The organism is Paraburkholderia phymatum, assembly GCF_040965635.1.
Taxonomy (GTDB): domain Bacteria; phylum Pseudomonadota; class Gammaproteobacteria; order Burkholderiales; family Burkholderiaceae; genus Paraburkholderia; species Paraburkholderia phymatum_B.
Genome location: NZ_JBFRCH010000031.1, coordinates 47599 through 69898, shown reverse-complemented (window position 1 = coordinate 69898; position 22300 = coordinate 47599). Strand labels below are relative to the sequence as shown.

At 64.7% G+C, this 22300-nt stretch carries 13 protein-coding genes and 3 pseudogenes; 5 read left to right on the top strand and 11 right to left on the bottom strand.

Annotation, left to right across the window (positions count from 1 at the left end; genetic code table 11):
* Positions 1-148: 148 nt before the first annotated feature.
* From AB4Y32_RS32350 to AB4Y32_RS32310, 9 genes and pseudogenes are all read right to left on the bottom strand, one after another.
* Positions 149-1253, bottom strand: a pseudogene (locus AB4Y32_RS32350) (IS110 family transposase).
* 93 nt (positions 1254-1346) lie between these two features.
* Positions 1347-1879: pseudogene (locus AB4Y32_RS32345) on the bottom strand (MFS transporter); the annotation flags it as partial.
* Between the two features lie 126 nt (positions 1880-2005).
* Positions 2006-3589 (bottom strand): aldehyde dehydrogenase (NADP(+)), encoded by a 1584-nt coding sequence (locus AB4Y32_RS32340; RefSeq protein ID WP_368725217.1) that lies wholly within the window; start codon positions 3587-3589, stop codon positions 2006-2008.
* Complete coding sequence (locus AB4Y32_RS32335; protein WP_368725216.1) at positions 3586-4584, bottom strand: amidohydrolase; 999 nt, start codon at positions 4582-4584, stop codon at positions 3586-3588. The genes AB4Y32_RS32340 and AB4Y32_RS32335 overlap by 4 nt, the downstream gene beginning before the upstream one ends.
* Positions 4562-5509 carry a YncE family protein gene (locus AB4Y32_RS32330; RefSeq protein ID WP_368725215.1) on the bottom strand — a complete coding sequence of 316 codons (948 nt, stop codon included), beginning with the start codon at positions 5507-5509 and terminating at the stop codon, positions 4562-4564. The genes AB4Y32_RS32335 and AB4Y32_RS32330 overlap by 23 nt, the downstream gene beginning before the upstream one ends.
* Before the next feature lie 85 nt (positions 5510-5594).
* On the bottom strand, positions 5595-6887 hold the full coding sequence (locus AB4Y32_RS32325) for an MFS transporter (protein WP_368725214.1): 1293 nt from the start codon (positions 6885-6887) through the stop codon (positions 5595-5597).
* A gap of 159 nt (positions 6888-7046) precedes the next feature.
* A complete protein-coding gene (locus AB4Y32_RS32320) occupies positions 7047-7964 on the bottom strand; it encodes a dihydrodipicolinate synthase family protein (protein WP_368725213.1) in 918 nt (305 codons plus the stop codon).
* Positions 7965-7966: 2 nt separating this feature from the next.
* Positions 7967-9139: an L-rhamnonate dehydratase gene (locus AB4Y32_RS32315; RefSeq protein ID WP_368725212.1), complete on the bottom strand. Its 1173-nt coding sequence runs from the start codon at positions 9137-9139 to the stop codon at positions 7967-7969.
* Between the two features lie 64 nt (positions 9140-9203).
* Positions 9204-10250, bottom strand: a complete 1047-nt coding sequence (locus tag AB4Y32_RS32310) for a 4-hydroxythreonine-4-phosphate dehydrogenase PdxA (RefSeq protein ID WP_368725211.1) — start codon at positions 10248-10250, stop codon at positions 9204-9206.
* A gap of 174 nt (positions 10251-10424) precedes the next feature.
* Between AB4Y32_RS32310 and AB4Y32_RS32305 the strand changes: the two genes are divergently transcribed.
* Entirely contained in the window at positions 10425-11372 is a 948-nt protein-coding gene (locus AB4Y32_RS32305) for a LysR family transcriptional regulator (RefSeq protein ID WP_368725210.1), read from the top strand.
* A 143-nt stretch (positions 11373-11515) separates the two neighbouring features.
* Positions 11516-12827 (top strand): annotated as a pseudogene (locus tag AB4Y32_RS32300) (MFS transporter).
* 477 nt (positions 12828-13304) lie between these two features.
* Here AB4Y32_RS32300 and AB4Y32_RS32295 read toward each other — a convergent pair.
* Entirely contained in the window at positions 13305-14237 is a 933-nt protein-coding gene (locus AB4Y32_RS32295) for a LysR family transcriptional regulator (RefSeq protein ID WP_368725209.1), read from the bottom strand.
* 202 nt (positions 14238-14439) lie between these two features.
* On the opposite strand from AB4Y32_RS32295, the gene AB4Y32_RS32290 reads away from it, so the two are divergent.
* The 3 genes from AB4Y32_RS32290 (at position 14440) to AB4Y32_RS32280 (ending at position 20389) form a co-directional block, all read left to right on the top strand.
* Positions 14440-15237 (top strand): putative hydro-lyase, encoded by a 798-nt coding sequence (locus tag AB4Y32_RS32290; RefSeq protein ID WP_368725223.1) that lies wholly within the window; start codon positions 14440-14442, stop codon positions 15235-15237.
* A gap of 139 nt (positions 15238-15376) precedes the next feature.
* Positions 15377-16684 carry an MFS transporter gene (locus AB4Y32_RS32285; RefSeq protein ID WP_368725208.1) on the top strand — a complete coding sequence of 436 codons (1308 nt, stop codon included), beginning with the start codon at positions 15377-15379 and terminating at the stop codon, positions 16682-16684.
* 72 nt (positions 16685-16756) lie between these two features.
* On the top strand, positions 16757-20389 hold the full coding sequence (locus AB4Y32_RS32280; protein WP_368725207.1) for a hydantoinase B/oxoprolinase family protein: 3633 nt from the start codon (positions 16757-16759) through the stop codon (positions 20387-20389).
* Between the two features lie 944 nt (positions 20390-21333).
* Here the strand turns inward: AB4Y32_RS32280 and AB4Y32_RS32275 are convergent.
* Positions 21334-21864, bottom strand: coding sequence for a lecithin retinol acyltransferase family protein (locus tag AB4Y32_RS32275; protein WP_368725206.1), 531 nt, complete (start codon positions 21862-21864; stop codon positions 21334-21336).
* Between the last annotated feature and the right edge of the window lie 436 nt (positions 21865-22300).

Sequence of the window (22300 nt, the reverse complement as noted above, 5' to 3'; positions counted from 1 at the left end):
ATACGAAACGTCGGGGAGCTGCCTCAATCTAGCTTCGAGGATTGTGCTGTTTCCAGTTGCCTCCTAGTGTAAGCGCGAGGGTTCTCCCACCGTTGCCTCGTCCTGGCCCAAACATCCTGTTGCGTACTCAACTAACCTCTCATTCCGGCTAGGCCTGGCTGAGAGGGGTGAAGTGTTGCCCGATAGCCCAGATAAAGCCGGCGAGCTCTCGCGCAATGGCGGTACAGACCTGGTTCTTGAGCTTGCCGCGTGCCATCAGGTTGCGAAACCGCTGGCACAGCCGCTTTTGCGCCGACCACGCAATCTCCTGGACTTCGGGTGCCGTGCGCTCTGCGCGCCGCTGCAGGGTTGCGGTCTTCCGTGCGGCATGACGATAGGTCCACGCCGCTTCGATAAGTACCCGCCGGACGTGGCTGTTGCCGGTCTTGGTGATGCCACCGCGGCGCTCGCGCTTGCCGCTGGAGTGTTCGCTGGGCACCAGGCCCAGATACGCCATCAGTTGGGGCGCGTCGGCAAACCGTGTGAGGTCGCCCAGTTCCGCGAGCACCGGCCGCGAGCAGACTGATGCCGCGTAGCGCCATCAACGCCTCGATCACTGGCCAGAGCGTGCTGGCGTGCGCCGCCATCTCGACTTCGCGGTCAAGACTGGCCACGCGTTTGCCGCAGGCCTGTACCGTGTCGATATATTCCTGCAGCACGATCTGTTGCTCCGGCCGTGCGAACTTGATGCCTTCCAGCCAGCGCCAGTGGGCTTGCGTCCACCTGGAACGGCCCATGTAGCGATGGCCATGGCGCGAGAGAAACGACAACAGCCGTTGCTTGGCCCGGCGTTGCAGATCCTTCATGTCCTCACGCGCACGGGTCAAATCGCGCAGTGCCTCCTGTGCCTCATCCGGAATCCATACGGCGCTCAATTCGCCGGCTCGATGCAGGCGCGCCAGACTCAGGGCATCGCGTCGGTCGGTCTTCACGCGCTCGCCCGGCTTCTTCGGAATCAGCGACGGCGCCACGACCTGGCAGTCCTGCTTGAGCTCCCGCAGCTGTCGGCAAATGGTGTAGCCACAGGGGCCGGCTTCGTAGCAGAATGTCAGCCGCCCTGTGCCACGTCTGAGGCGCGCCACCACTTTTGCGATGGCCTCGGGCGTGTTCGCGATCTCGCCCATATACCGCACCTCGCCACCCATGTCGGCGACCGCCACGGCAATCGTTTCCTGATGTACATCCAGGCCCACGTACTTGCTAAACTTGTTCATGACCTGCCCCCTCAATGCGGCTCTGAGCCGCGGTGTACCGACCTCAAGCTTAATCCGCGTACCTTGAGGTGCGGCAGGTCCATACATGATGTCTAGCCAGATCGCCGTCACTACAGCAAGCACGAGAAAGGCGATGCGCCACGAGAGCCAGGCCATCAAAAGCGCCACGAGCGGCGGGGTCACGGCGTTGCCAAGACGTGAGAACGAATGCGTAAACCCCTGGACCATGCCTCGCTGTTCGCCCACAAACCAGCGCGTAACCGCTCGCGATTGCGCAGGCAACGTGGCCCCCTCGCCGATCCCCAGCAGAAGTCGCACAACGAACAGCATGCCGAGTGTATGGACAAAGCCTGTGGCGAAGGTCGAGATGACCCAGATAATGCCGCATCCGATCAGAGTCTTGCGCGCACCGAAACGATCTGCGATCCAGCCGCCGCCAACCTGAAAAAATGCATATGAGTAGGCGAACGCCGAGAAAGCGAGGCCGAGCTCGGTGTTGGACAGCCCGAGTTCGGCCTTGATTGCGCTCGCGGCTGTTGCGAGATTGACGCGGTCCACATAGAGTATGAATGACAGTGCGCGCAGCAACCCAGTGTATGACGCCGTTGATGCTTGTCTGTTTGCATGTCTCGTTCCGTTGTATTGCGGTATGCGCTCATACCGGTTCTTGTAAGTTCGTGGCGCTAGATCGGACGGGATCCCGACCAATCAGGCGGGACTCCATTGCATACGGTGGGCTACATATGTCGCGCCTACGCGGTGCCGGGCGTGCCATCGACGACCCGTGCGATGCCGAGAGGATTGCCGTCGCGCAGCGCATCGGGCAACAGCGCGGCCGGCAGATCCTGGTAGCAGACGGGCCGCAGGAACCGCTCGATCGCGAGCGTGCCGACCGACGTCGTCCGCGCATCGGACGTGGCCGGAAACGGCCCGCCATGGACCATCGCGTGCGCGACCTCGACACCCGTCGGATAGCCGTTCGCGACGATGCGTCCCGCCTTGCGCTCGAGCGTCGGGAACAGGCGCCGTGCGTGCGCCGTGTCGTCCTCGTCGAACTGCAGCGTCGCCGTCAGTTGCCCGTCGAGATGCTCCGCGAGCGCGACCATCTCATCGAGATCCCGGCACGTGACGATCAGCGACGCCGGCCCGAAGATCTCGTCGTGGAGTTGCCGGTCCGCCAGGAATGCCTGCTGCGTCGTTGCGAATAGCGCTGGGCGCGCGGCATTGCGCGCGTCGTTCTGTACACCATGCGCGAGCGTCCGGACGCCGCTTGCGGCGACGCGCGCGGCCACCTGCTGCGCATAGGTGGCCGCGATGCCGCCCGTCAGCATCGTCTGCGCGCCCTGCTCCGCGAGCGCCTGAGCTGCCGCATCGATGAACGCCTGCGCGTCGGGCCCGTCAGGCAGCACGACGAGGCCCGGATTCGTGCAGAACTGCCCGACACCGAGCGTCACCGACTCGACGAACCCGCGCGCGATGGCGGCGCCACGCGCGGCAAGCGCGTGCGGCAGCACGAAGACGGGATTTACGCTGCTCATTTCCGCGTAGACGGGAATCGGCTCGCGGCGGCGAGCGGCAACACCCGCGAGCGCGAGGCCGCCCGCACGCGACCCCGTGAAACCGACCGCCCTGATCGCCGGGTGCGCGACGAGCGCCTCGCCGATCGCGTTGCCCGCACCGAGCACGAGCGAGAACGTACCGGCCGGCAGCCCGCACACGCGGACCGCTTCCCGGATCGCGCGGCCGACGAGCTCCGATGTACCGAGGTGCGCGGGATGCGCCTTCACGACGACGGGGCAGCCGGCCGCGAATGCGGACGCCGTGTCACCGCCCGCGACCGAGAACGCGAGCGGGAAGTTGCTCGCGCCGAACACTGCGACCGGCCCGAGCGGAATCTTCTGCAGCCGCAGGTCCGCGCGCGGCAGCGGCGTGCGGTCGGGCTGCGCGGAATCGAGCGTCGCGCCGAGCCAGCGCCCGTCGCGAACAAATGCCGCGAACAGCCGCAGCTGTCCAACCGTGCGTGCGCGCTCGCCGACGAGCCGGGCGAGCGGCAGTGCAGTCTCCTCGTGTGCGCGTTCGATCAGCGCGTCGCCGAGCGCGAGCACGCGCTCGGCAATCGTCTCGAGAAAGCACGCGCGGGTCTCGAGCGGCAGCGCGCGAAACGGGTCGAACGCAGCCTGCGCGAGCCGGCATGCGTAATCGACCTCGTCCGCGTCGCCGCCGCCGAACGCGGGTTCGAGCGCGACGCCGCGCGCCGGGTCGAACGCGTGCAGCGTCGCCGCGGTGCCACGCACGGCGGCGTCGCCAATCAACATCTCTCCAGTGATCTGGGTCATGGTCCTGTCGGGTTGTCGTGTAAACGGGTGGTGCCGGAATCGATCCGGTAAATGCGGATAGCGTTGTCGTGCCAGACTGCGCGCTGCGCGGCCGCGCTCCATTGCTGGGTCGCGAGCGCCGCCGCGAACGTGCGTACTAGCGCCGGATAAGTGACGCGCAGCCCGGCCACAGGGAAGTTGCTCGCGAACATGCAGCGTTCGGCGCCGAAGATCGCGAGCGCGTCGGCGATGATCCGCCTGTTGTCGGCCTCATTCCACGCAACGTCCCGCAGCCCGAACTCGGACAGCTTCACCGCGACGCGCGGCAACGCGGCGAGCGCCTCCATCCCGCGCCGCCACGCCGCGAGACCGGCCTCGGTGCGATCCCACGGCAGGCCCGCATGCTCGAGCACGACGTCAACTGCCGGAGCGTCGGCGAGGCATCGCGCTGCATCGACGAGATGCCAGAACGGCACCCGCAGATCCCAGCTGAGCCCGTGCACGGCAAGCCGTTCGAGCGCGCGCGGCCAGCGCGGATCATCCAGCGTGCCGGGTCCGTCGAGTGCGCCGCCCGGCACCGCCGACGTGCGTGGCTTGAAGCGCACGCCGCGCACAAGCGGATACGCGGCCTGTTCGGCGAGCCGTTCGTCCGCGTCGTCGGCCAGCAGATCGACCCACGCAACGACAGCCGACGGCAGCGTCGCGCGCGCCGCGATCTCGTGCAACCAGCGCGTCTCGGCGATCGCATCATCGCGCGCGCACTCGGCCTCCACGTGCACACTCGCGACAACGGGCGCTCCTTCGGTCGCGCGACGGTACGCGTCGACGTCGAAATCGCGGCGCAACGAAGCGTAGTCGCCGAGCATGAAGTGCGCGGGGTCATACGCGTCCTGCAGCCACGGATAGCGCACTGCGCCGCCGAGCCACCACAGATGATGATGCGCGTCGACGATCGCGTCGGGCAGCGCGAGCGCGCGATCGTCCGCACCCGGATCAGCGCCCACCGGGGACCACATGGGACGCATCCGGTTCGCGCAGCGTTGCAATCTCGTTGACGAAGCGCCACGCGCGCAAATCGAGTTCGCGTATGTGGTCGTCCTGGAACGACACGTACGCAGCGGGCCGCAGCGGATGGAACGACAGCGCGGTCGGATTCGCCGGCAGCGCGATGCGCTCGATTTCCTCGAGCTGTGCCGCGTCGAACACCGAGATCGACTGCTCGCCAGAGTTCGTCAGCAACAGCAGATCGCGGCCGTCGGGTGCGCTCGTCCGGTAGATCCGATTCGGGTCGCTGCGCGTCTTCACGCGGCGCCCGCACGTCATCGTCCCGGTGTCGATCGCGACGAGCGTGTCGTCGCCTCTGTTCGCGACATACAAAGTCTTCTCGTCGCTCGACAGCGCGTTGCCTTCGGGGCGCGGCCCAGGCATCACCGCGCGTGGCGCGACCGTCGCGTCACGCGGATGGAACTGTGTGACCGTGTTCGAGAGCAGGTGTACGCCGTACGCGCGGCTCGCGTCGCGCGTCAGCGTCACGAGATGCGTCTTCACGCCACCTGACGGCACCGCCATGTTCGGCACGTCCTGCTCGCGCGGGCGGTCGAACACGAGCAGCATGTCGTTTGCCTCGCTCATCGCATAGAGGCGGCCCGTAGCATCGCTCGCCATCCCGTGCGGCCGATAGTACGGCCAAAGGTCGAGCATCCGTGTCAGTCTGCGTTCATGCAGGTCGATCTCGGCCACGCGGTGGTCGCCGTCCTGCCCGCGCGTCCAGGCAGTCTCGATCCCGAAGATGCCGACATACGCGTAGCGTCCGTCAACATCCACCGTGAACTCGTGCGGAAAGCTCGGCAGTACGATGTGCTTGAGCGCCGTCTTCGTCTCGAGGTCGTAGAAGCTGAAGGTGTGCGCGCATTTCTGCACCAGCAGCAGGATATCGTTCATCGTCCCAGTCTCCATATTTCCAATGCTGTGCCGCGGCGCGCCGCTGGCGCCACAGTTGTCTGTTCGGTTCGTTCGAATGCGCGTCTCAGTCCTCGCAGCGCTTCGGCAGCGTCAGCGCGAGCAGGCCGGCGACAGCAAGCACGACCGCGAGACAGTAGACGCCCGCCGCCGAGCTGACGTGCTGGGTCAGCACACCGACCGCGTACGGGCCGCAGAAGCCGCCGAGATTGCCGAGCGCGTTGATGAGACCGCGTGCGCTGCCTGCCGCCTCGACGCTGCAGAGCTTCGGCGGAATCGCCCAGAAGACGCCTGCCGCTGCCTGCAGAAAAAATCCGCACCCAATCAGGAATGCGAACGACAAAGCCATCGTCTCGTGTGTCAACACCGACAGCGCGAGGCAGACGGCGAAACCGATGAGCGGCAGCAGCACGAAGAGACGCCGTTTGCCGGTGCGATCCGACAGATACGACGTCGCGAACATGCCGATGACCATCGTAACGTACGGAATCATCGCGAGCAGGCCGATCTTGCCCATGCCCGTATGGGTCAGGTCCTTCAGCAGCGTCGGCAGCCACATCGTATAGCCGTAGATGCCCGCCTGATAGCAGAGATTGATTGCGATCAGCAGCCAGATCGTCGGGTTGCGCAACAGCGCGCCGAACGACGTGACGTTCGGCGTGCCCGCCGCCTGTTTGCGCTCATGCTCGGCGCGCAGCGCGTCGAGGATGTACGCCTTCTCGCGCGGCGACACCCAGTGCGCTGATTCCGGACCATCGTCGGCAAACGCGAGCCAGACGCCGAGAAACAGGATCGACAGCAGCGCCGTGCTGTAGAACAGGTGGCGCCAGTCGTACGCGGCGAGCACGAAGCCCGACAGCGGCGCCGTGATCATGCCTGCGAGCGGCACGAACATGATGACCATCGCGTTTGCGCGGCCGCGCTCGCGATCCGGGAACCAGCGGCTGACCATCGTTAGCACGACGGGCAGCATCCCGCCCTCGGCAACGCCGAGCAGGAAGCGCAGCGCGAGCAGTTCCCAGGTCTGCGTGACGAGCCCCGTGACCCCCGACAGAACCGCCCAGCTGACGAGCGACCACGCGATGAATGTCTTGCCACTGCCGAGCGCCGCCCGCCGCCCGCCCGGAATCTGCAGGAACAGGTAACCGAAGAAGAAAATACCGCCCGCGAGCCCTGCCATCGATGCGTTCATTCCGAGTTCGGCGTTCATGCCGCCCGGCATCGCGAAGGCGATGTTGACCCGATCCATGTACGAGATGATGCAGGCGAGCAGCAGCGGCGGGATCACGCGCAGCCAACGGCGACGGGGAATGGCGTCGTCCGCTTCGTATGCCGGCGTCGCCGTGTTCAGCATGGTCATAGTGTCTCCAATATCGTTATCGGCCGGGTCGGTCTTCTCGCCGACCGCCTGTGGGGCCGCTTCCGGCCGGCGCGAGCCGGGCCCTCGTCGTGCCCCTCCTATCTGCGCCGGCCCGTGCGCAATCCCGTGCGGCGGCGCGAATGCGCAGCGTGCGACGTTTCAGCGACCCCAGCGCAGCACGAGCGGATCGAGCCGCCGCGCCGCGTCAAGCAGCCCCGCGCGGACCTGCGGGTGTAACTCGGGCCACGGTGCGCGCGGCTTGTCGCACGCGATCACGCCGCCCGCCCTCAGCAATGCCTTCGCGGTCAGGAAGCCCGATTGCCGGTTCTCGTAGTTGATGAGGGGCAACCAGTGCGCGTACTGCTCGACCGCCTCGTCGCGGCGGCCCGCGAAATAGGCGTCGGTGATCCGGCGGATGCCGTCCGGATAACCGCCGCCCGTCATGGTGCCCGTCGCGCCCGCGTCGAGATCGGCGAGTAGCGTGATGCCCTCCTCGCCGTCCCACGGGCCCTCGATCGCATCGCCGCCCAGCGCGATCAGTTCGCGCAGCTTCGACGCGGCGCCCGCCGTCTCGATCTTGAAGTACGACACTGCGTCGATCTCCCGTGCGAGTTTCGCAAGGAACGGCGCGGACAGTGTCGTCCCGCTCGCCGGCGCGTCCTGGACCATCAGCGGAATCCGCAGGCCCGCCGTCACCTCCGCGAAGAACGCATGGATCTGCGCTTCGGACACGCGAAACGTCGCGCCGTGATACGGGGGCATCACCATCACCATCGCAGCGCCGAGCACCTGCGCCTGACGATTGCGTTCGGCACAGATCCGTGCGCTGAAATGCGAGGTCGTGACGATCACGGGCACCCGCCCGGCGACATGCTCGAGCGTGACTCGCGTGAGCATCTCGCGTTCGTCGTCGGCGAGCGCGAACTGCTCCGAATAATTCGCGTGGATGCAGATGCCCTGCGAGCCCGCGTCGATCATGAAGTCGAGACAGCGGCGCTGGCCGTCGAGATCGAGCGCGCCTTCCCCGGTGAAGATCGTCGGTGCGACGGGGAATACGCCCTGGTAACGTGCCGCCATGATCACTCCACGATCTCGAACTGGTCTAGGAATTCGGTCTTCAGCTTCAGGCCGAGGCCCGGCACGTCGTCGCGCAGTTGCAGGAAGCCGTTCTCGGCAACGGGCTCGCCGTCGAAGATGTAATAGAACAGCTCGTTGCCGACCTCGACGTCGAACATCGGGAAGTACTCGCTCAACGGCGACGCGAGCGTGCTCATCGTCAGGTGGTAGTTATGCATCTGCCCCGCGTGCGGAATCACGGGCACGCTGTAGGCCTCGCACAGCGCGTTGATCTTGTGCGCCATCGTGATCCCGCCGACCCGGTTGGTGTCGTACTGGACGACCGACACGGCCTTGCGGTCAAGCAGTTGCTTGAAGCCGTACAGCGAGAACTCGTGCTCGCCGCCCGAGATCGGGATGCTCGTCAGACGGTTCAGCTCCGCGTAGCCATCGATGTCGTCGGCGATCACCGGTTCCTCGAGCCAGCGCGGCTGGAACTTCTCCAGCTTCGGCAGGATTCGCTTCGCGTACTCCACATTCCAGCCCATGTAGCACTCGAGCATCAGATCGCTGTCATAGCCGATCACCTCGCGCACGGCCTCGACCGCTTTCAGGTTCTCGACAACGCCCTGCTGGCCGTGCGCCGGGCCGTAGCCGAAGCGCATCTTGAACGCGCGAAAGCCCTGGTCGAGAAACTTCTGCGCCTCGGCCTGCATCGCCTTCAGGTCGGTCCGGTACAGCTTCGAGTAGTAGCAGGGAATCCGTTCTTTCGTGCGACCGCCAAGCAGCTTGAACACCGGCTTGCCGACGCTCTTGCCGAGCACGTCCCAGATCGCGATGTCGACGGCCGAGATCGCGGCCATCCCGATCCCCTTGCGGCCCCACGCGTGCGTTGCGCGGTACATCCGCTGGTTCAGGTATTCGTAGTCCCATGGGTCCTGGCCGATCACGAGCGGCGCGAGATACTCGTCGATGATGAGCTTCGCGACCTGCGGCGCGAGCGCGACGTTGCCGAGCCCCACGATGCTGTCGTCCGTCTCCACTTCGACGACCGTCCACGAATGGAAGCGGAACATGCTCATCGTCTCCTGCGGCGCATACAAGATGTCCATTGCGTTCGAGCAGAAATTGCCCTGCGGCGGCACGGTCTTCCCTTTCCACTGAAACAGGCGTGCGCGGACGGACTTGATCTTCATTGCAGTGTCTCCTCTGCTTCGATCGGATTCGAAAAATGCGTGATCAGGCGTGACCTCCCGGTCGTCACGCGGAAATCGCCTGCTGCCGGTGCGCGGCGCCCATCCGGCAGGCGATCTGCAGCGCCTGCCACGTCGCGCCCACATCGGCGACACCGCGGCCCGCGATGTCATACGCGGTGCCATGCGCGGGCGTCGTGATCGGCACGGGCAGCCCGCCCTGTACGGTCACGCCACGGGAAAAGCCGAGCAGCTTGATCGCGATCTGCCCCTGGTCGTGGTACATCGTGACGATCGCCTGGTAATCGCCCGCCTGCGCCTTCAGGAAGATCGTGTCGGCCGGGAACGGGCCATGGAACGGCTCGCCGGTCGGCCAGTCGCGCGCCTGCAGCGCCCGAACCGCCGGCGCGATGATGTCGACTTCCTCGCGGCCGCAACTGCCGCCATCGCCACCGTGCGGATTGAACGCAGCGATCGCGACCTTCGGCAGCATCACGCCGTTCGCGAGCAGTGACCGGTAGATCAGCTCCGCCGCCTGCCCGATCCGTTCGACACTCAGGTAGCTCGCCGCGTCCTTCAGCGGAATGTGCGACGAGATCCGTGCGGTCCACAGTTCGCCGAGTGTGTTGAATTCGCAGAAGTAGCCGGTGACGCCGAGATACTCGGCGAAGTGATGCAACTCGTCCTCGTGACGCAGCCCGCCCAGCTTCATCGCGTGCTTGTTGAGCGGTGCGAAGCAGATCGCGTCGATGTCGCCCGCGAGCGCCGCGTCCATGCAGCGGTTCAGCACGCTCAATACTGAGCGGCCACCTTCGGCGCCGACCTGACCAACCCTGACCTGCGCCGCGTCGATCGTGTCGATTTCGACGAACGCGGGACACGCGGTCGTTCCACGGTTGCGCACGTCGGCTAACGATCCCACTGCTTCCACGTCGACGTTGACACCAGCGATGCGCTGCCCGGCTTCCCAGAGCCAGCGATCGCCGATCAGCACGAGGTTGGCGCGTGCGCCTATGTTCGGTTGGGCCAGCAGCTTCGCGATCAGCTCGGGGCCGATACCGGCCGGGTCGCCGAGCGTCAGCGCGACGACGGGCACGTTCGCGCCGACGGTCATGCCGTTTCTCCCATGTACGCGATACGCTGCGCTGCCGTTGCGATGTTCCGCATGTGCGTCTCCTGTAGAGGCCGGAAGCCGGCCGTGTTCGTCATATGGGGTTCATACTAGGTAGACGGATTGAGTCGGTAAATTGAAAACTCTTGATGAATTGATAACCAGGGGTGATCAGAAATGGGCTCGATCGACAGGCGCGACTCGACTTCGCAATTGCTGAACCGGCTGCGGATGCGCCAGATTGCGTTGCTGCTTGCGGTCGACGAATGCTCGACGCTGCGTGCTGCCTCCGACCGGATCGGACTGACGCAGCCGGCGGCGACCAAGATGCTGGCTGAACTTGAGAGCGCACTTGGCCAGCCGCTGTTTGACCGCGTGGGCCGTGGGCTCGTGATCAATCCGGCCGGCGCGCGGGTGCTCGGCTATTTCCGCGGCATTCGCGGTAGCGTCGAGGCACTGAACCGCGAGCTCGCGGAGCTGCAGCTCGGCAGCGCCGGGCGGCTCGCAATCGGCAGCATCATGGCGGCCTCGCCGGGGCGGCTCACCGAGGCGCTCGTGCAACTGAAGGAGCGCTACCCGCTCCTCGCGATCGATATCGCGGTCGACACGAGCGACCGACTGATGCCGCAACTGCACGAGGGCGTACTCGAGGTCGTGATTGGGCGTGACGTCGGGACCGACTGCACGTTTCGCGTGGTCGACGACGAGGCGCTCGCGGTCGTCGCCGGCTGCAATCACCCGCTCGCGGGCGCCGGACCCGTTACCTTCGCTGCACTGCTCGACTACGTGTGGATCCTGCAGCCGGCGGGAAGCCCCGCGCGCGAAGTCGTCGAGCGCGAGTTCCGGATGCACCACCTGCCGATGCCGCGTGGACTGATTGAAACCGGCTCGATCCTGACGACGATGAACCTCGTCGACCGCTCGCCGATGCTCGGCGTGATTCCGCTGACGGTGGCGCTGCGCAACGCGGAACACGGGCTCGTCGCGATCATCGACTATGTGTTCGCGCAAAAGCTGCCGTCGTACGGCAGTGTCGTGCGGCGCGACCGGCCGCTCAGCATCCCGGCCCAGCAGTTCCTCGCGCTATTCCATCAGGACGCCAGCGAGTACGCGGGCGCCGCGTAATTCGATAACTGGCGGCTATGATCGGGTCAAATATTTTCATTAGACCGGCCACGCGGACCGGTTCGATACTCCGTCCCACCTGACAAACCAACACGCGCGCCAGCGATGTGCGCCCCGCCTCAGGAGGAGACGACATGCAATCGATGGAATCCCGCGCGACCGTCGCAGCCGCGCCCGCTGTGATTGGCACCAGCCAGGACGACCAACTGTTCCGCAAGATCGCGCTACGCATCCTGCCCGTTCTGATGCTCGGCTACCTCGCGGCGTCGATCGACCGCGTCAATGTTGGTTTCGCGAAGCTGCACATGGCTCAGGCGCTCGGACTGTCCGACGCGATGTACGGCTTCGGCGCCGGAATCTTTTTTCTCGGCTACTTCCTGTTTGAAGTGCCGAGCAACCTGATCCTGCATCGGGTCGGCGCGCGCCGCTGGCTCGCGCGGATCATGGTCAGCTGGGGCCTTGTGTCGGGCCTGACGATGTTCGTCCGCACGCCCGCGGAGTTCTATGCCGTCCGATCCCTGCTTGGGATTGCCGAGGCGGGCTTCATTCCGGGCGTGATCTACTACCTGACACAGTGGTTCCCGTCGCAACGACGCGGCCGCGTGATGGGCGTCTTCTATGTCGCGCTCGCGCTGGCGGGACTGATCGGCGGGCCGGCGTCGGGCTGGATCCTCGAGACGATGCGCGACGTTGGCAACCTCGCCGCGTGGCAGTGGATGTTCGCGATCGAGGCGCTGCCTACGTTCGTGGTGGCCTGGCTGATCCTCGTGACGCTCGACGACCGGATCGCCGATGCCGGGTGGCTGGACGCGACCGAGCGTGCTCTGCTAGAACGGCTTTTGAGCGAGGAGGCGCAGCAGAAGGCACATCTGTCGCTGCGCGACATGGGCGTGAAGCGTCATCTGATGGCAATGTGCCTGATCTTCTTTGCGGACATCTTTGCGATTTACGGCCTCGGCTTCTGGATGCCGACGCTGATCAAAAACATGGGCGTCGCAAGCGACCTGTCGATCGGATTGCTGTCGGCACTGCCGAGCTTGTGCGCGATTCCGGCGATGCTGTGTTTCGGTCGCAGCGCGGATCGGCACCGCGAACGGCGCTGGCATCTGGCGACACTGTATCTGCTCGGCGCGCTCGGGCTGTCGCTGACCGTCGTTGGACAGCACAGTGTGATGCTCGGCATCGTGGGGCTCTGCATCGCTAACTTCGGCATCCTCGCCATCCCTGCGCTGTTCTGGGCGCTGCCGACGGCGGTGCTCGGCGGTGCCGCCGCCGCGGCCGGTATTGCGCTCATCAACTGTCTCGCCAATCTGTCGGGATTTCTCGGACCGTATCGTTGGCTTCGTCAAGCAGTGGAGCGGCAGCAGCGAGGCGTCGATCTGGCTGATGGCCGCGGTGCTGGTCGTCGGCGCGATGCTCGTGCTTTCGATTCCGGCACGGTTGGTGAATCGGTAACCGTGCGCCGTGCACCTCGCACGCTCCTCGCACTGCTGACGGATTGCTGGCGAAGCCGGCCATGAAGAAGAACTTCGCTGACGGTTAGTTGCAGATGCAGACAAGATTTGCGGAACTGTTTGGTTCGCGCATCGCGCCTCGACAGCTTCACGTGCCGCGCGTCACCGCATAAAGTCGCTTGCGCGAAGGCCTGCGTCCCATTGACATGGACACGAACTGATCGATGCCTGTCATGGACGCAACCGCGCCTTCGCCTTGCGTGTCAGGGCCGCGTGCCCGCCGCCACGCCGATTGTGATCAGGGTTGCCGCTCAGCGAAACCGTGAACCGTGGCTGGAGGACAACCGCTGACTGAACATAGAGCTACCCGGCGAACAGAAGAATCTGTCGAGCGCTGCGGCATAAACGAGGTGCCGTCCTCTGATTTAATCGGTGGTGGACGCGCGTGAAGTTACCCAGTGCGCTCTCGCTCTTCGCGCTACAACTGCTCGATCAGACGCCGGTCGCCGTTCTCGCAGTATTCGTGACATGCCGCACGTGCCGCGTTCGCCGCGCCGTGCACGAAAAGCGGCGCATCGGCGCGACGCGACATCGACACCACGATCGACGGCGGCGAGGGCTGGAGCGGTAATTCGACCACCTCACCGCGCGCGATCAGATCATCGACGAACAGCCGCGGAATCGCCGCCACCCCAAAGCCGTCGCGCACGAGCTGCACGATCACCGAAATCGATGGAGAACCGGTGATGCGCGTATCCGCGAGCGGAACCCCGTTGGCAAGCGCGAGCTTGCTGACAATGTCTTCCAGCGCGCGATGGGGAGCCGTGCCGCGCCCGAAGGTGAGAATGGGATGACCTAGCACACGTTTCGCGAGTCCGCTGCGCGACAGCGGTAGCAGCCCCGCGCGCGCGATCCAGTGCACCGGATAGTTCGCGAGCGCATCGCAAACGACAGATTCCTCGTCGCTGCCTTCCACGCGAACGATGAGATCGAGTTCGCCCGCCATCAGTCGCCGCTGCAACACCACGCTCACATCCACCGCAAGTTCCACTTCGAGCTGCGGAAAGTCGTTCGAGAGCCGTCGCATGTAATCGGCGAGCCAGCTGTGCACCACCGTTTCGATGACCCCGAGCCGCAGCTTGCCACGCATCGCGCCCTCATGTGACGCGGCGGCCTGCAACTGGCGCGTCGCCTCGACCACGGCCTTTGCGTAGCCGAGCAGATATTCGCCGTTCGGCGTGAGCCGGAACTCGCGACTCTCGCGATCGACGAGCACGGTCTTCAATTCGTCTTCCAGTGCCTTCAGGCGCTGCGAGATCGCGGCGGGCGTGGCGTGCAGCGCGGCCGCCGTGGTGCGGAAACTCCGCAGCTTGGCAAGTGTGACGAAGGTTTCGAGAAAGCGCGTATTCATAGCCCAAGGATGGGACGCAGGCGGAATCAAGCCGCTCCAAAAAATGAACGTTACTCGGGCAAACCCGCAGTTCTGTTAAGAAATTCTATTCATCTGGCGCAAAGAAAACTAGTTGGCGTCAAATTTTCTTCTTTTCTATGCTTCGCCTGACGGTAGGCAAAACGCATCGCCCGCCGCAGACAAACCGACGCAAACCCACGCAATCCGCCAGAGCACCGCTGACACCATGACTCCATCTGAATTCCGCCAGGCTGTACGCCATCGCGACTTCCGAGGCCCGACTGCCGGCCATTGCGGCGACTACGCGCAAGCGAATCTCGCGATCCTGCCCGCCGCACACGCGCACGATTTCCTGCGCTTTTGCCATGCGAACCCGAAGCCGTGTCCGCTGCTCGGCGTGGGCGAGCCGGGCGAGTTTCACGTGCCGGTGCTCGGGCGCGACATCGATATCCGCACCGACGTGCCCGCGTACAACGTCTATCGCGACGGCAACCTGAGCGAGCGCGTCGAATCGATCGAAGCTCTCTGGCAAAACGATTTCGTCGTGTTCGCGATTGGCTGCTCGTTCTCGTTCGAGCACATGCTCGCGAAGGAAGGCATCGGCCTGCGCCACGTCGAAGAGGGCCGCAATGTGCCGATGTACCGCACCAATATCCCGAACCGGCGCGCGGGCGTGTTCGGTGGCGAACTCGTCGTGTCGATGCGGCCGCTACGCGGCGCCGACGCGATCCGCGCCGTACAGATCACGAGCCGCTTTCCGGGCGTGCACGGCGCGCCCGTGCATATCGGCGATCCCGCGGAACTCGGCATCGCCGATCTCGCGCGCCCCGAGTTCGGCGACGCGGTCACGATCCGCGCGGGCGAACTACCCGTCTACTGGGCTTGCGGCGTGACGCCGCAAACGGCACTGATGGCCGCGAAACTGCCGCTTGCGATTGCGCACGCGCCGGGCCACATGCTGATGACGGATATCACGAACGCGTCGCTGGCCATTTTCTGATCGTCGCGGCAGCGCGCCGCCTTGCAGCGATTCACAGCACCTTGAAGCCATCCGGCCGCACTGCCCGGGGGGATGACGCATCCCTGCCGTCGTGCGTGGCTTCAATCGTTACCCATGCGTCTATCCACAGGAGCAACAGATGGACAGCAAGACACTCACGGCGAGCGCCGGCGAAGCCGCCGACATGACAGCGACGACGGGAAGTCCGCGACTTTCGTGGTACGCCGAAGCCGGTCCGCGCGCGCGCCGCGCGTTCTGGAGCTGCAAGGTCGGCTACATGCTCGACGGCATGGACACGCAGATGCTTTCCTTCGTCATCCCGACGCTCGTTGCCACCTGGGGCATCTCGCTCGCGGACGCGGGCTTCATCGGCACGTTGACGCTGCTGTCGTCCGCGCTCGGCGGCTGGATCGCGGGGATTCTTTCCGATCGCATCGGCCGCGTGCGCACGTTGCAACTCACCGTGTTGTGGTTTGCGGTGTTCACGGGTCTGTGCGGCCTCGCGCAAAACTATGGCCAGTTGCTCGCGGCGCGTGCGCTGATGGGCTTCGGTTTCGGCGGCGAGTGGACGGCAGGCGCGGTGCTGATTGGCGAAGTGATCCGCGCACGCGATCGCGGCAAGGCGGTCGGTCTTGTGCAGTCGGGCTGGGCGCTCGGCTGGGGCATGGCGGCCCTCCTCTACGCGTTGCTGTTCTCCGCGATGGCACCCGAAATCGCCTGGCGCGCATTGTTCCTGATCGGGCTGATCCCTGCCCTGCTCGTGCTCGTGATCCGTCGCTACGTCAAGGAACCCGAAGTATTCGAACACGCAAAGGCCCAGCAGCGGGACACGCAAGACAAGCCGCGCTTCACTGAAATCTTCTCGCCGAAGCTGCTCTCGACGACACTGCGCGCCGCCCTTCTCACGACGGGCGCACAGGGCGGCTACTACGCAATCACGACCTGGCTGCCGACGTTCCTCAAGACGGAACGTCATCTGACGGTGATGGGCACGGGTGGCTATCTGGCAACGATCATCGCAGGCTCTTACGCAGGCTATCTGTGTAGCGCGTGGCTCACGGACCGCCTCGGCCGCAAGCCGAACTTCATTCTGTTCGCGGTGGGCTCGATGGCGGTTGCATTCGCGTACACCTCGCTGCCGCTCACGAATACGTCGATGCTGTGGCTCGGCTTTCCGCTCGGCTTTTTCGCGTCGGGCATCTTCTCCGGCATGGGCGCGTTCCTCACCGAACTCTTTCCGACGCGTGTGCGCGGCTCGGGCCAGGGGTTCTGCTACAACGTCGGCCGCGCGATCGGTGCGCTGTTTCCGGTGCTGATCGGCGCGCTGTCGAGCCGGTTCGGTCTGGGCACGAGCATCGGGATTTTCGCCGTCGCAGCGTATGGCGTGCTGGTCATCGCCGCGCTCACGCTGCCCGAAACGCGCGGCCGCGAGCTGGAATCGGCCTGATTGGCACCCGATTGGCACCCGATTGGCACCGTGCGCATTCCATTACCACTTTCGCATCACGACCACCACACAATGAATCACGATCACGCCTCCGATGTTTGCACACCGTCCCGCTGGCAGTTCTGGATCGACCGCGGCGGCACGTTCACCGACGTCGTCGCGCGCCGCCCGGACGGCACGCTCACCACGCACAAGCTCCTCTCCGAAAATCCGGAGCAGTATCGCGACGCGGCGGTCGCCGGCATTCGCCACCTGCTCGGCCTGCGAGCCGGTGAACCCATCACGCCGCGCGACGTCGAGATGGTCAAGATGGGCACGACGGTGGCGACCAACGCGCTGCTCGAACGCAAGGGCGAGCCCGTGGCGCTCGTCACCACGCGCGGCTTTCGAGACGTGTTGCGCATCGCCTATCAGAACCGACCGCGCCTGTTTGATCTCGACATCGCGTTGCCGGAAGCGCTCTACGAGCGTGTGGTAGAAATCGACGAACGTGTAAGCGCGCGGGGCGAAGTGGTCGCCCCGCTCGATCGTGGTGCAGCGGAACGTGCACTACGCGAGGTCTTCGACGCCGGCATCCGCTCGCTCGCGATCGTGCTAATACACGGTTATCGCCATACGTGCCATGAAAGCGAACTCGCCGATCTCGCGCTTCGGATAGGCTTTACGCAGATCTCGGTTTCCCACGAAGTGTCGCCGCTGATGAAGATCGTCTCGCGCGGCGATACGACCGTCGTTGATGCGTATCTCTCACCCATCCTCCGCCGTTATGTGGATCAGGTCGCCGGCGAAATGCCCGGCGTGAACCTGCAGTTCATGCAGAGCAGCGGCGGACTGACGCGCGCCGATGTCTTTCAGGGCAAGGACGCAATCCTCTCCGGTCCGGCGGGCGGCATCGTTGGCATGGTGCGCGCGGCACAGGCAGCAGGTTTTGAGCGTATGATCGGCTTCGACATGGGCGGCACGTCGACGGACGTCTCGCACTTCAACGGCGAGTTCGAGCGCGTATTCGAAACCCAGGTAGCGGGCGTACGCATGCGTGCGCCGATGATGAGTATCCATACCGTGGCGGCAGGCGGCGGCTCCATCCTCGGGTTCGACGGCGCGCGGCTGCGCGTGGGTCCCGACTCGGCGGGCGCGAACCCCGGCCCGGCGGCGTACCGGCGCGGTGGCCCGCTCGCGGTCACCGACTGCAACGTGATGCTCGGTAAGATTCAGCCCAATTATTTCCCGCGCGTCTTTGGTCCGCACGCGAACGAGCCGCTCGACCGCGAGGTCGTCGCCGAACGCTTTCGGGCACTTGCCGATGAAATCTACGTGGCTACGGGACGGCGCCGCACGCCAGAAGAGCTCGCGGAAGGTTATCTCGAGATCGCCATTGGCAGCATGGCCAATGCCATCAAGAAGATCTCGGTGCAACGCGGCCACGACGTCTCGCGGTATGTGCTGACGACGTTCGGCGGCGCGGGCGGGCAACACGCGTGCGGTGTGGCCGACGCGCTCGGCATGACGCGCGTGTTCGCCCATCCGCTCGCGGGCGTGCTCTCCGCTTACGGCATGGGGCTCGCGGACCAGACGGCGATGCGCGAGCGCGCGCTCGAAATTGCGCTCGACGAGGCCTCGCTTGCGACACTCGAAGGCGCGCTCGATGCGCTCGCAGCCGATGCCGCCAGCGTCCTGCTCGAACAGGGCGTCGACGCCCCGCGCATCACGACGACACGCCGGGTCCATCTGCGCTATGAGGGCACCGATTCGGCGCTGGCGGTGCCGGCTGGCAGCATCGATGCCATGCGCGCCGCTTTTGAAGCCGCGTATCGGCAGCGGTACGCGTTCCTGATGCCCGGAACGCCGCTCATCGCTGAACTCGCCTCCGTCGAAGCGGTTGGCCACTCGAACGCGCCCGTCGACGCCGGCAATGTGCCGCAGCGCGCAGCCGGCGACGCGCCGCGCGCGCAGACGGTCGTGCGCATGTATTCGGGCGGTCACTGGCACGACGCGTCGCTTTATCAGCGCGAAACGCTGTGTGCGGGCGACGCGCTCGACGGCCCGGCGATCATTGCTGAAAAGAACGGCACGACCGTGGTGGAACCGGGCTGGCAGGCGGCGCTGACAGAGCAAGGCAACGTCATCATGACGCGCGTACAGCCGCTGCCGACACGCCGCTCGATCGGCACCGAAGCCGACCCGGTGCGCCTCGAGATCTTCAACAACCTGTTCATGTCGATTGCGGAGCAGATGGGACTGCGCCTGCAAAACACGGCGTATTCAGTGAACATCAAGGAGCGTCTTGACTTTTCGTGCGCGATCTTCGATGCCGCGGGCAACCTGATTGCGAACGCGCCGCATATGCCCGTGCACCTGGGATCGATGGGCGAGAGCATCAAGACCGTCATCGAGCGCAATCGCGGCGTGATGCGCGACGGCGATGTGTTCATGCTCAACGATCCATATCACGGCGGCACACACTTGCCCGACGTGACCGTCATTACGCCCGTGTTCGCCGACGATTCAGCCGAGCCGCTCTTCTACGTCGGCTCGCGCGGGCATCATGCGGATATCGGCGGAATCACGCCCGGGTCGATGCCGGCTGCTTCGTCGCATATCGAAGAAGAAGGCGTGTTGATCGACAACTGGCAGCTCGTGTCAGCGGGTGTGCTGCGCGACGTCGAAACGCGCGCGCTGCTTGCGTCGGGCCGCTATCCGGCGCGCAACGTCGCGCAGAACATGGCCGACCTGCGCGCCCAGATCGCCGCAAACCAGAAAGGCGTAGACGAGTTGCGCCGCATGGTCGCGCAATTCGGCCGCGATGTGGTGCTCGCCTTCATGCAGCACGTGCAGGACAACGCCGAAGAAGCGGTGCGCCGCGTGATCGGCGCGCTCAAGGACGGCAGCTACCGTTACGAACTCGATAACGGCGCGATGATCGAAGTCGCCATTCGGGTCGATGTCACGACGCGCAGCGCGACCATCGATTTCAGCGGCACGTCCGCGCAACTGCCGAACAACTTCAACGCGCCGAAGGCGGTTTGCATGGCCGCCGTGTTGTACGTGTTCCGCACGCTTGTGGGCGACGAGATACCTCTCAACGCAGGTTGCCTGAAGCCGCTCTCCGTGATCGTCCCGGAGCGCTCGATGCTCAATCCCGTCTATCCGGCCGCCGTGGTCTCGGGCAATGTGGAGACGTCCTCGGCCATCACCAATGCGCTATATGGTGCGCTCGGCATCGTGGCGTCGAGTCAAGGCACGATGAACAACTTCACGTTCGGCGACGCGCGATATCAATACTACGAGACGATCGCGGGCGGCAGTGGCGCCGGCGAAGGCTTCAGCGGGGTTGACGCGGTGCAGACGCACATGACCAACTCGCGCCTGACCGATCCCGAAGTGCTCGAATGGCGCTATCCGGTGCGACTGGAATCGCACGTGATCCGCGCGGAGTCGGGTGGCGCGGGACGCTGGCGAGGCGGTAATGGTGCAATCCGACGCATCCGCTTTCTCTCGCCGATGACCGCCTCGGTTCTCTCGAACAACCGCATTCATGGACCGTTCGGCGCGGCGGGCGGATGCGCGGGAAAGCCGGGCAGCAATCGCGTCGAGCGCGCCGACGGCGAAATTGTCGCACTGGGTCATATTGCGAGCGTCGAGATGACAGAAGGCGATGTGTTCGTCGTGGAGACGCCCGGCGGTGGCGGTTTTGGGGAAATGTAAGTCGCGTAAAATTGCGGGCCGTCCACGCGGCGGCCCGCGGTCTGCGCGCAAGTGATCCCAATTGGTCGAAACTGGCGAGCGTCGGCGGTGCGAGGATCGCATGCAGGGAGCTCGCAAACGGCGCATGTCGGCGGGCACATAGCGGCGAAATCAGGGATACCCGCCCCGGACTCGATTTGAACACCAACTACAGCGTGAGACCGGGGGCCTCATCGGCGGCAACCCAAACCCCTGCTCCTGAAAGCACGCGGGATTCAGGCATGTCTCTGCGAAGACACGCCTAACGAGTTCCGGTGAATATCGGTAATTCCACCGCAGCTCCGCGCCCAATTCAATATCCACCCATTCGCGGATGGCACGCTTGACCAGGTCTGCGTCAGTAGCGATGTCACCGCGCAAAGCGTGCAGCGCGCCGTAACCGAGCGACGGAGGACTGGCGATGCGGCTCTCTAACATATTCAGAAATCCCGAGAAGCGCCCGTGCGCGCAGTTCGCTCGATTTCTAGGCCAATCGACGATTGATATGTATTCCTTATCGTCAGAAGCGACATCGCTAATTTGATTTATGTACAATCGCGTAGATATCCTAAACACATAACATTGAAGCGTATTCCGCACTGCCCTCGTCAGCCCGTCGCCCCCTATTCCATGAATCGCCCATGCGTGCGACAGTGCGACCGTTTGCCTGATTGAGGGTTCTGTCGACATGTGACTATCAATTGCTCGGTGGGCACGGCCCGAACGGGCGTTGCCTGACGGCGGCGACCGGCACTCCCTGGCCGACGGCGAACGCACCATACCGACCCGTTGCTGCCGGTCGAACCGTCGGAGTAGCAGCGGCAGGTATCAGAGTGGAAACGCTCCTTCCATGTTCGCCAATTGACGAATCGTCGGCGTTTGCGGGCGATGGCCCAGTGCAGTTTCAATTACGGCGTTCATGCCGTTCATGCTGGGCCAACAACGGTGCGGCCGATTTTCATCCGGTTGCCGATGAAAGTGCTCACGAGGCAGAGCAACGTATGGATGCCCTTGCGCGGATGCGTGAGGCATACATGAATCTGTTCGCTGCGGCTTTCACCGAGCAGGCACCATGCGCAGAAGTGCTCGCAATTGTTCGTCAGCAGGCGATAGCGATTTTCGCCGAGGCGCGAGCGCGCGCGCACCACGGTCTCTGCGCCGGAATACTTCGGGAACGGATGCGGACGCACGACCACGACGTGACCGTCGGCGAACTGTTCGAGCGAAACCTCTTCGACCGGGGCGCGATGCGCGGACTTGGCGAAACCAGCGTAGTGAATGACCTTGCCGCGACCGACATAAACGCCGTGATGTTCGTAGCCGCAGCGTTGCGTGACCAGGTGAGAACCGAGGGCGGGCTCATCATTGAAACCGCAGAGCGCAACGTCCGCCGATGCTTCGGCGACTGTGCGGTTTGCGCCTTGCTTACCGCTTGATCGTCCGAAGTTGCGGTTCATGGAGTGACCTCATTGGTATCCGTCTGCGAACCAATTTAGGGTGTGCCCAGAGCGACCGCAATTGCACTTTGGGTTTAAAAGGCCACTTTCCACGCATACGAGGGCGTCGTTAACACCATCGTGCAATGGCCTCTGACATCGCCTCCGACCTACCCTCAGTTCCTGAACGACAACTTCCGGACGTTTTCAATGACACGGAAATGTAGAAATCGTGGCCGTCGACGGGTTTCCGCGTCCTCCTTGCGGGTGTCGTGTTCGGTCTCACTGCCACGCGCATGTCGATACCCAAGGGAAGCTGGTATTACCTTCACGCCGGCGCGATATTTTTTAGTCGCGGGATCACGGTCAGAATGACATCGCGGGATTTATGGCGGCATCCGTGCGATCGATCGCCACTGGCAAAACGCTTTGGGATCGTCCATTCGGGGTCGGTCCG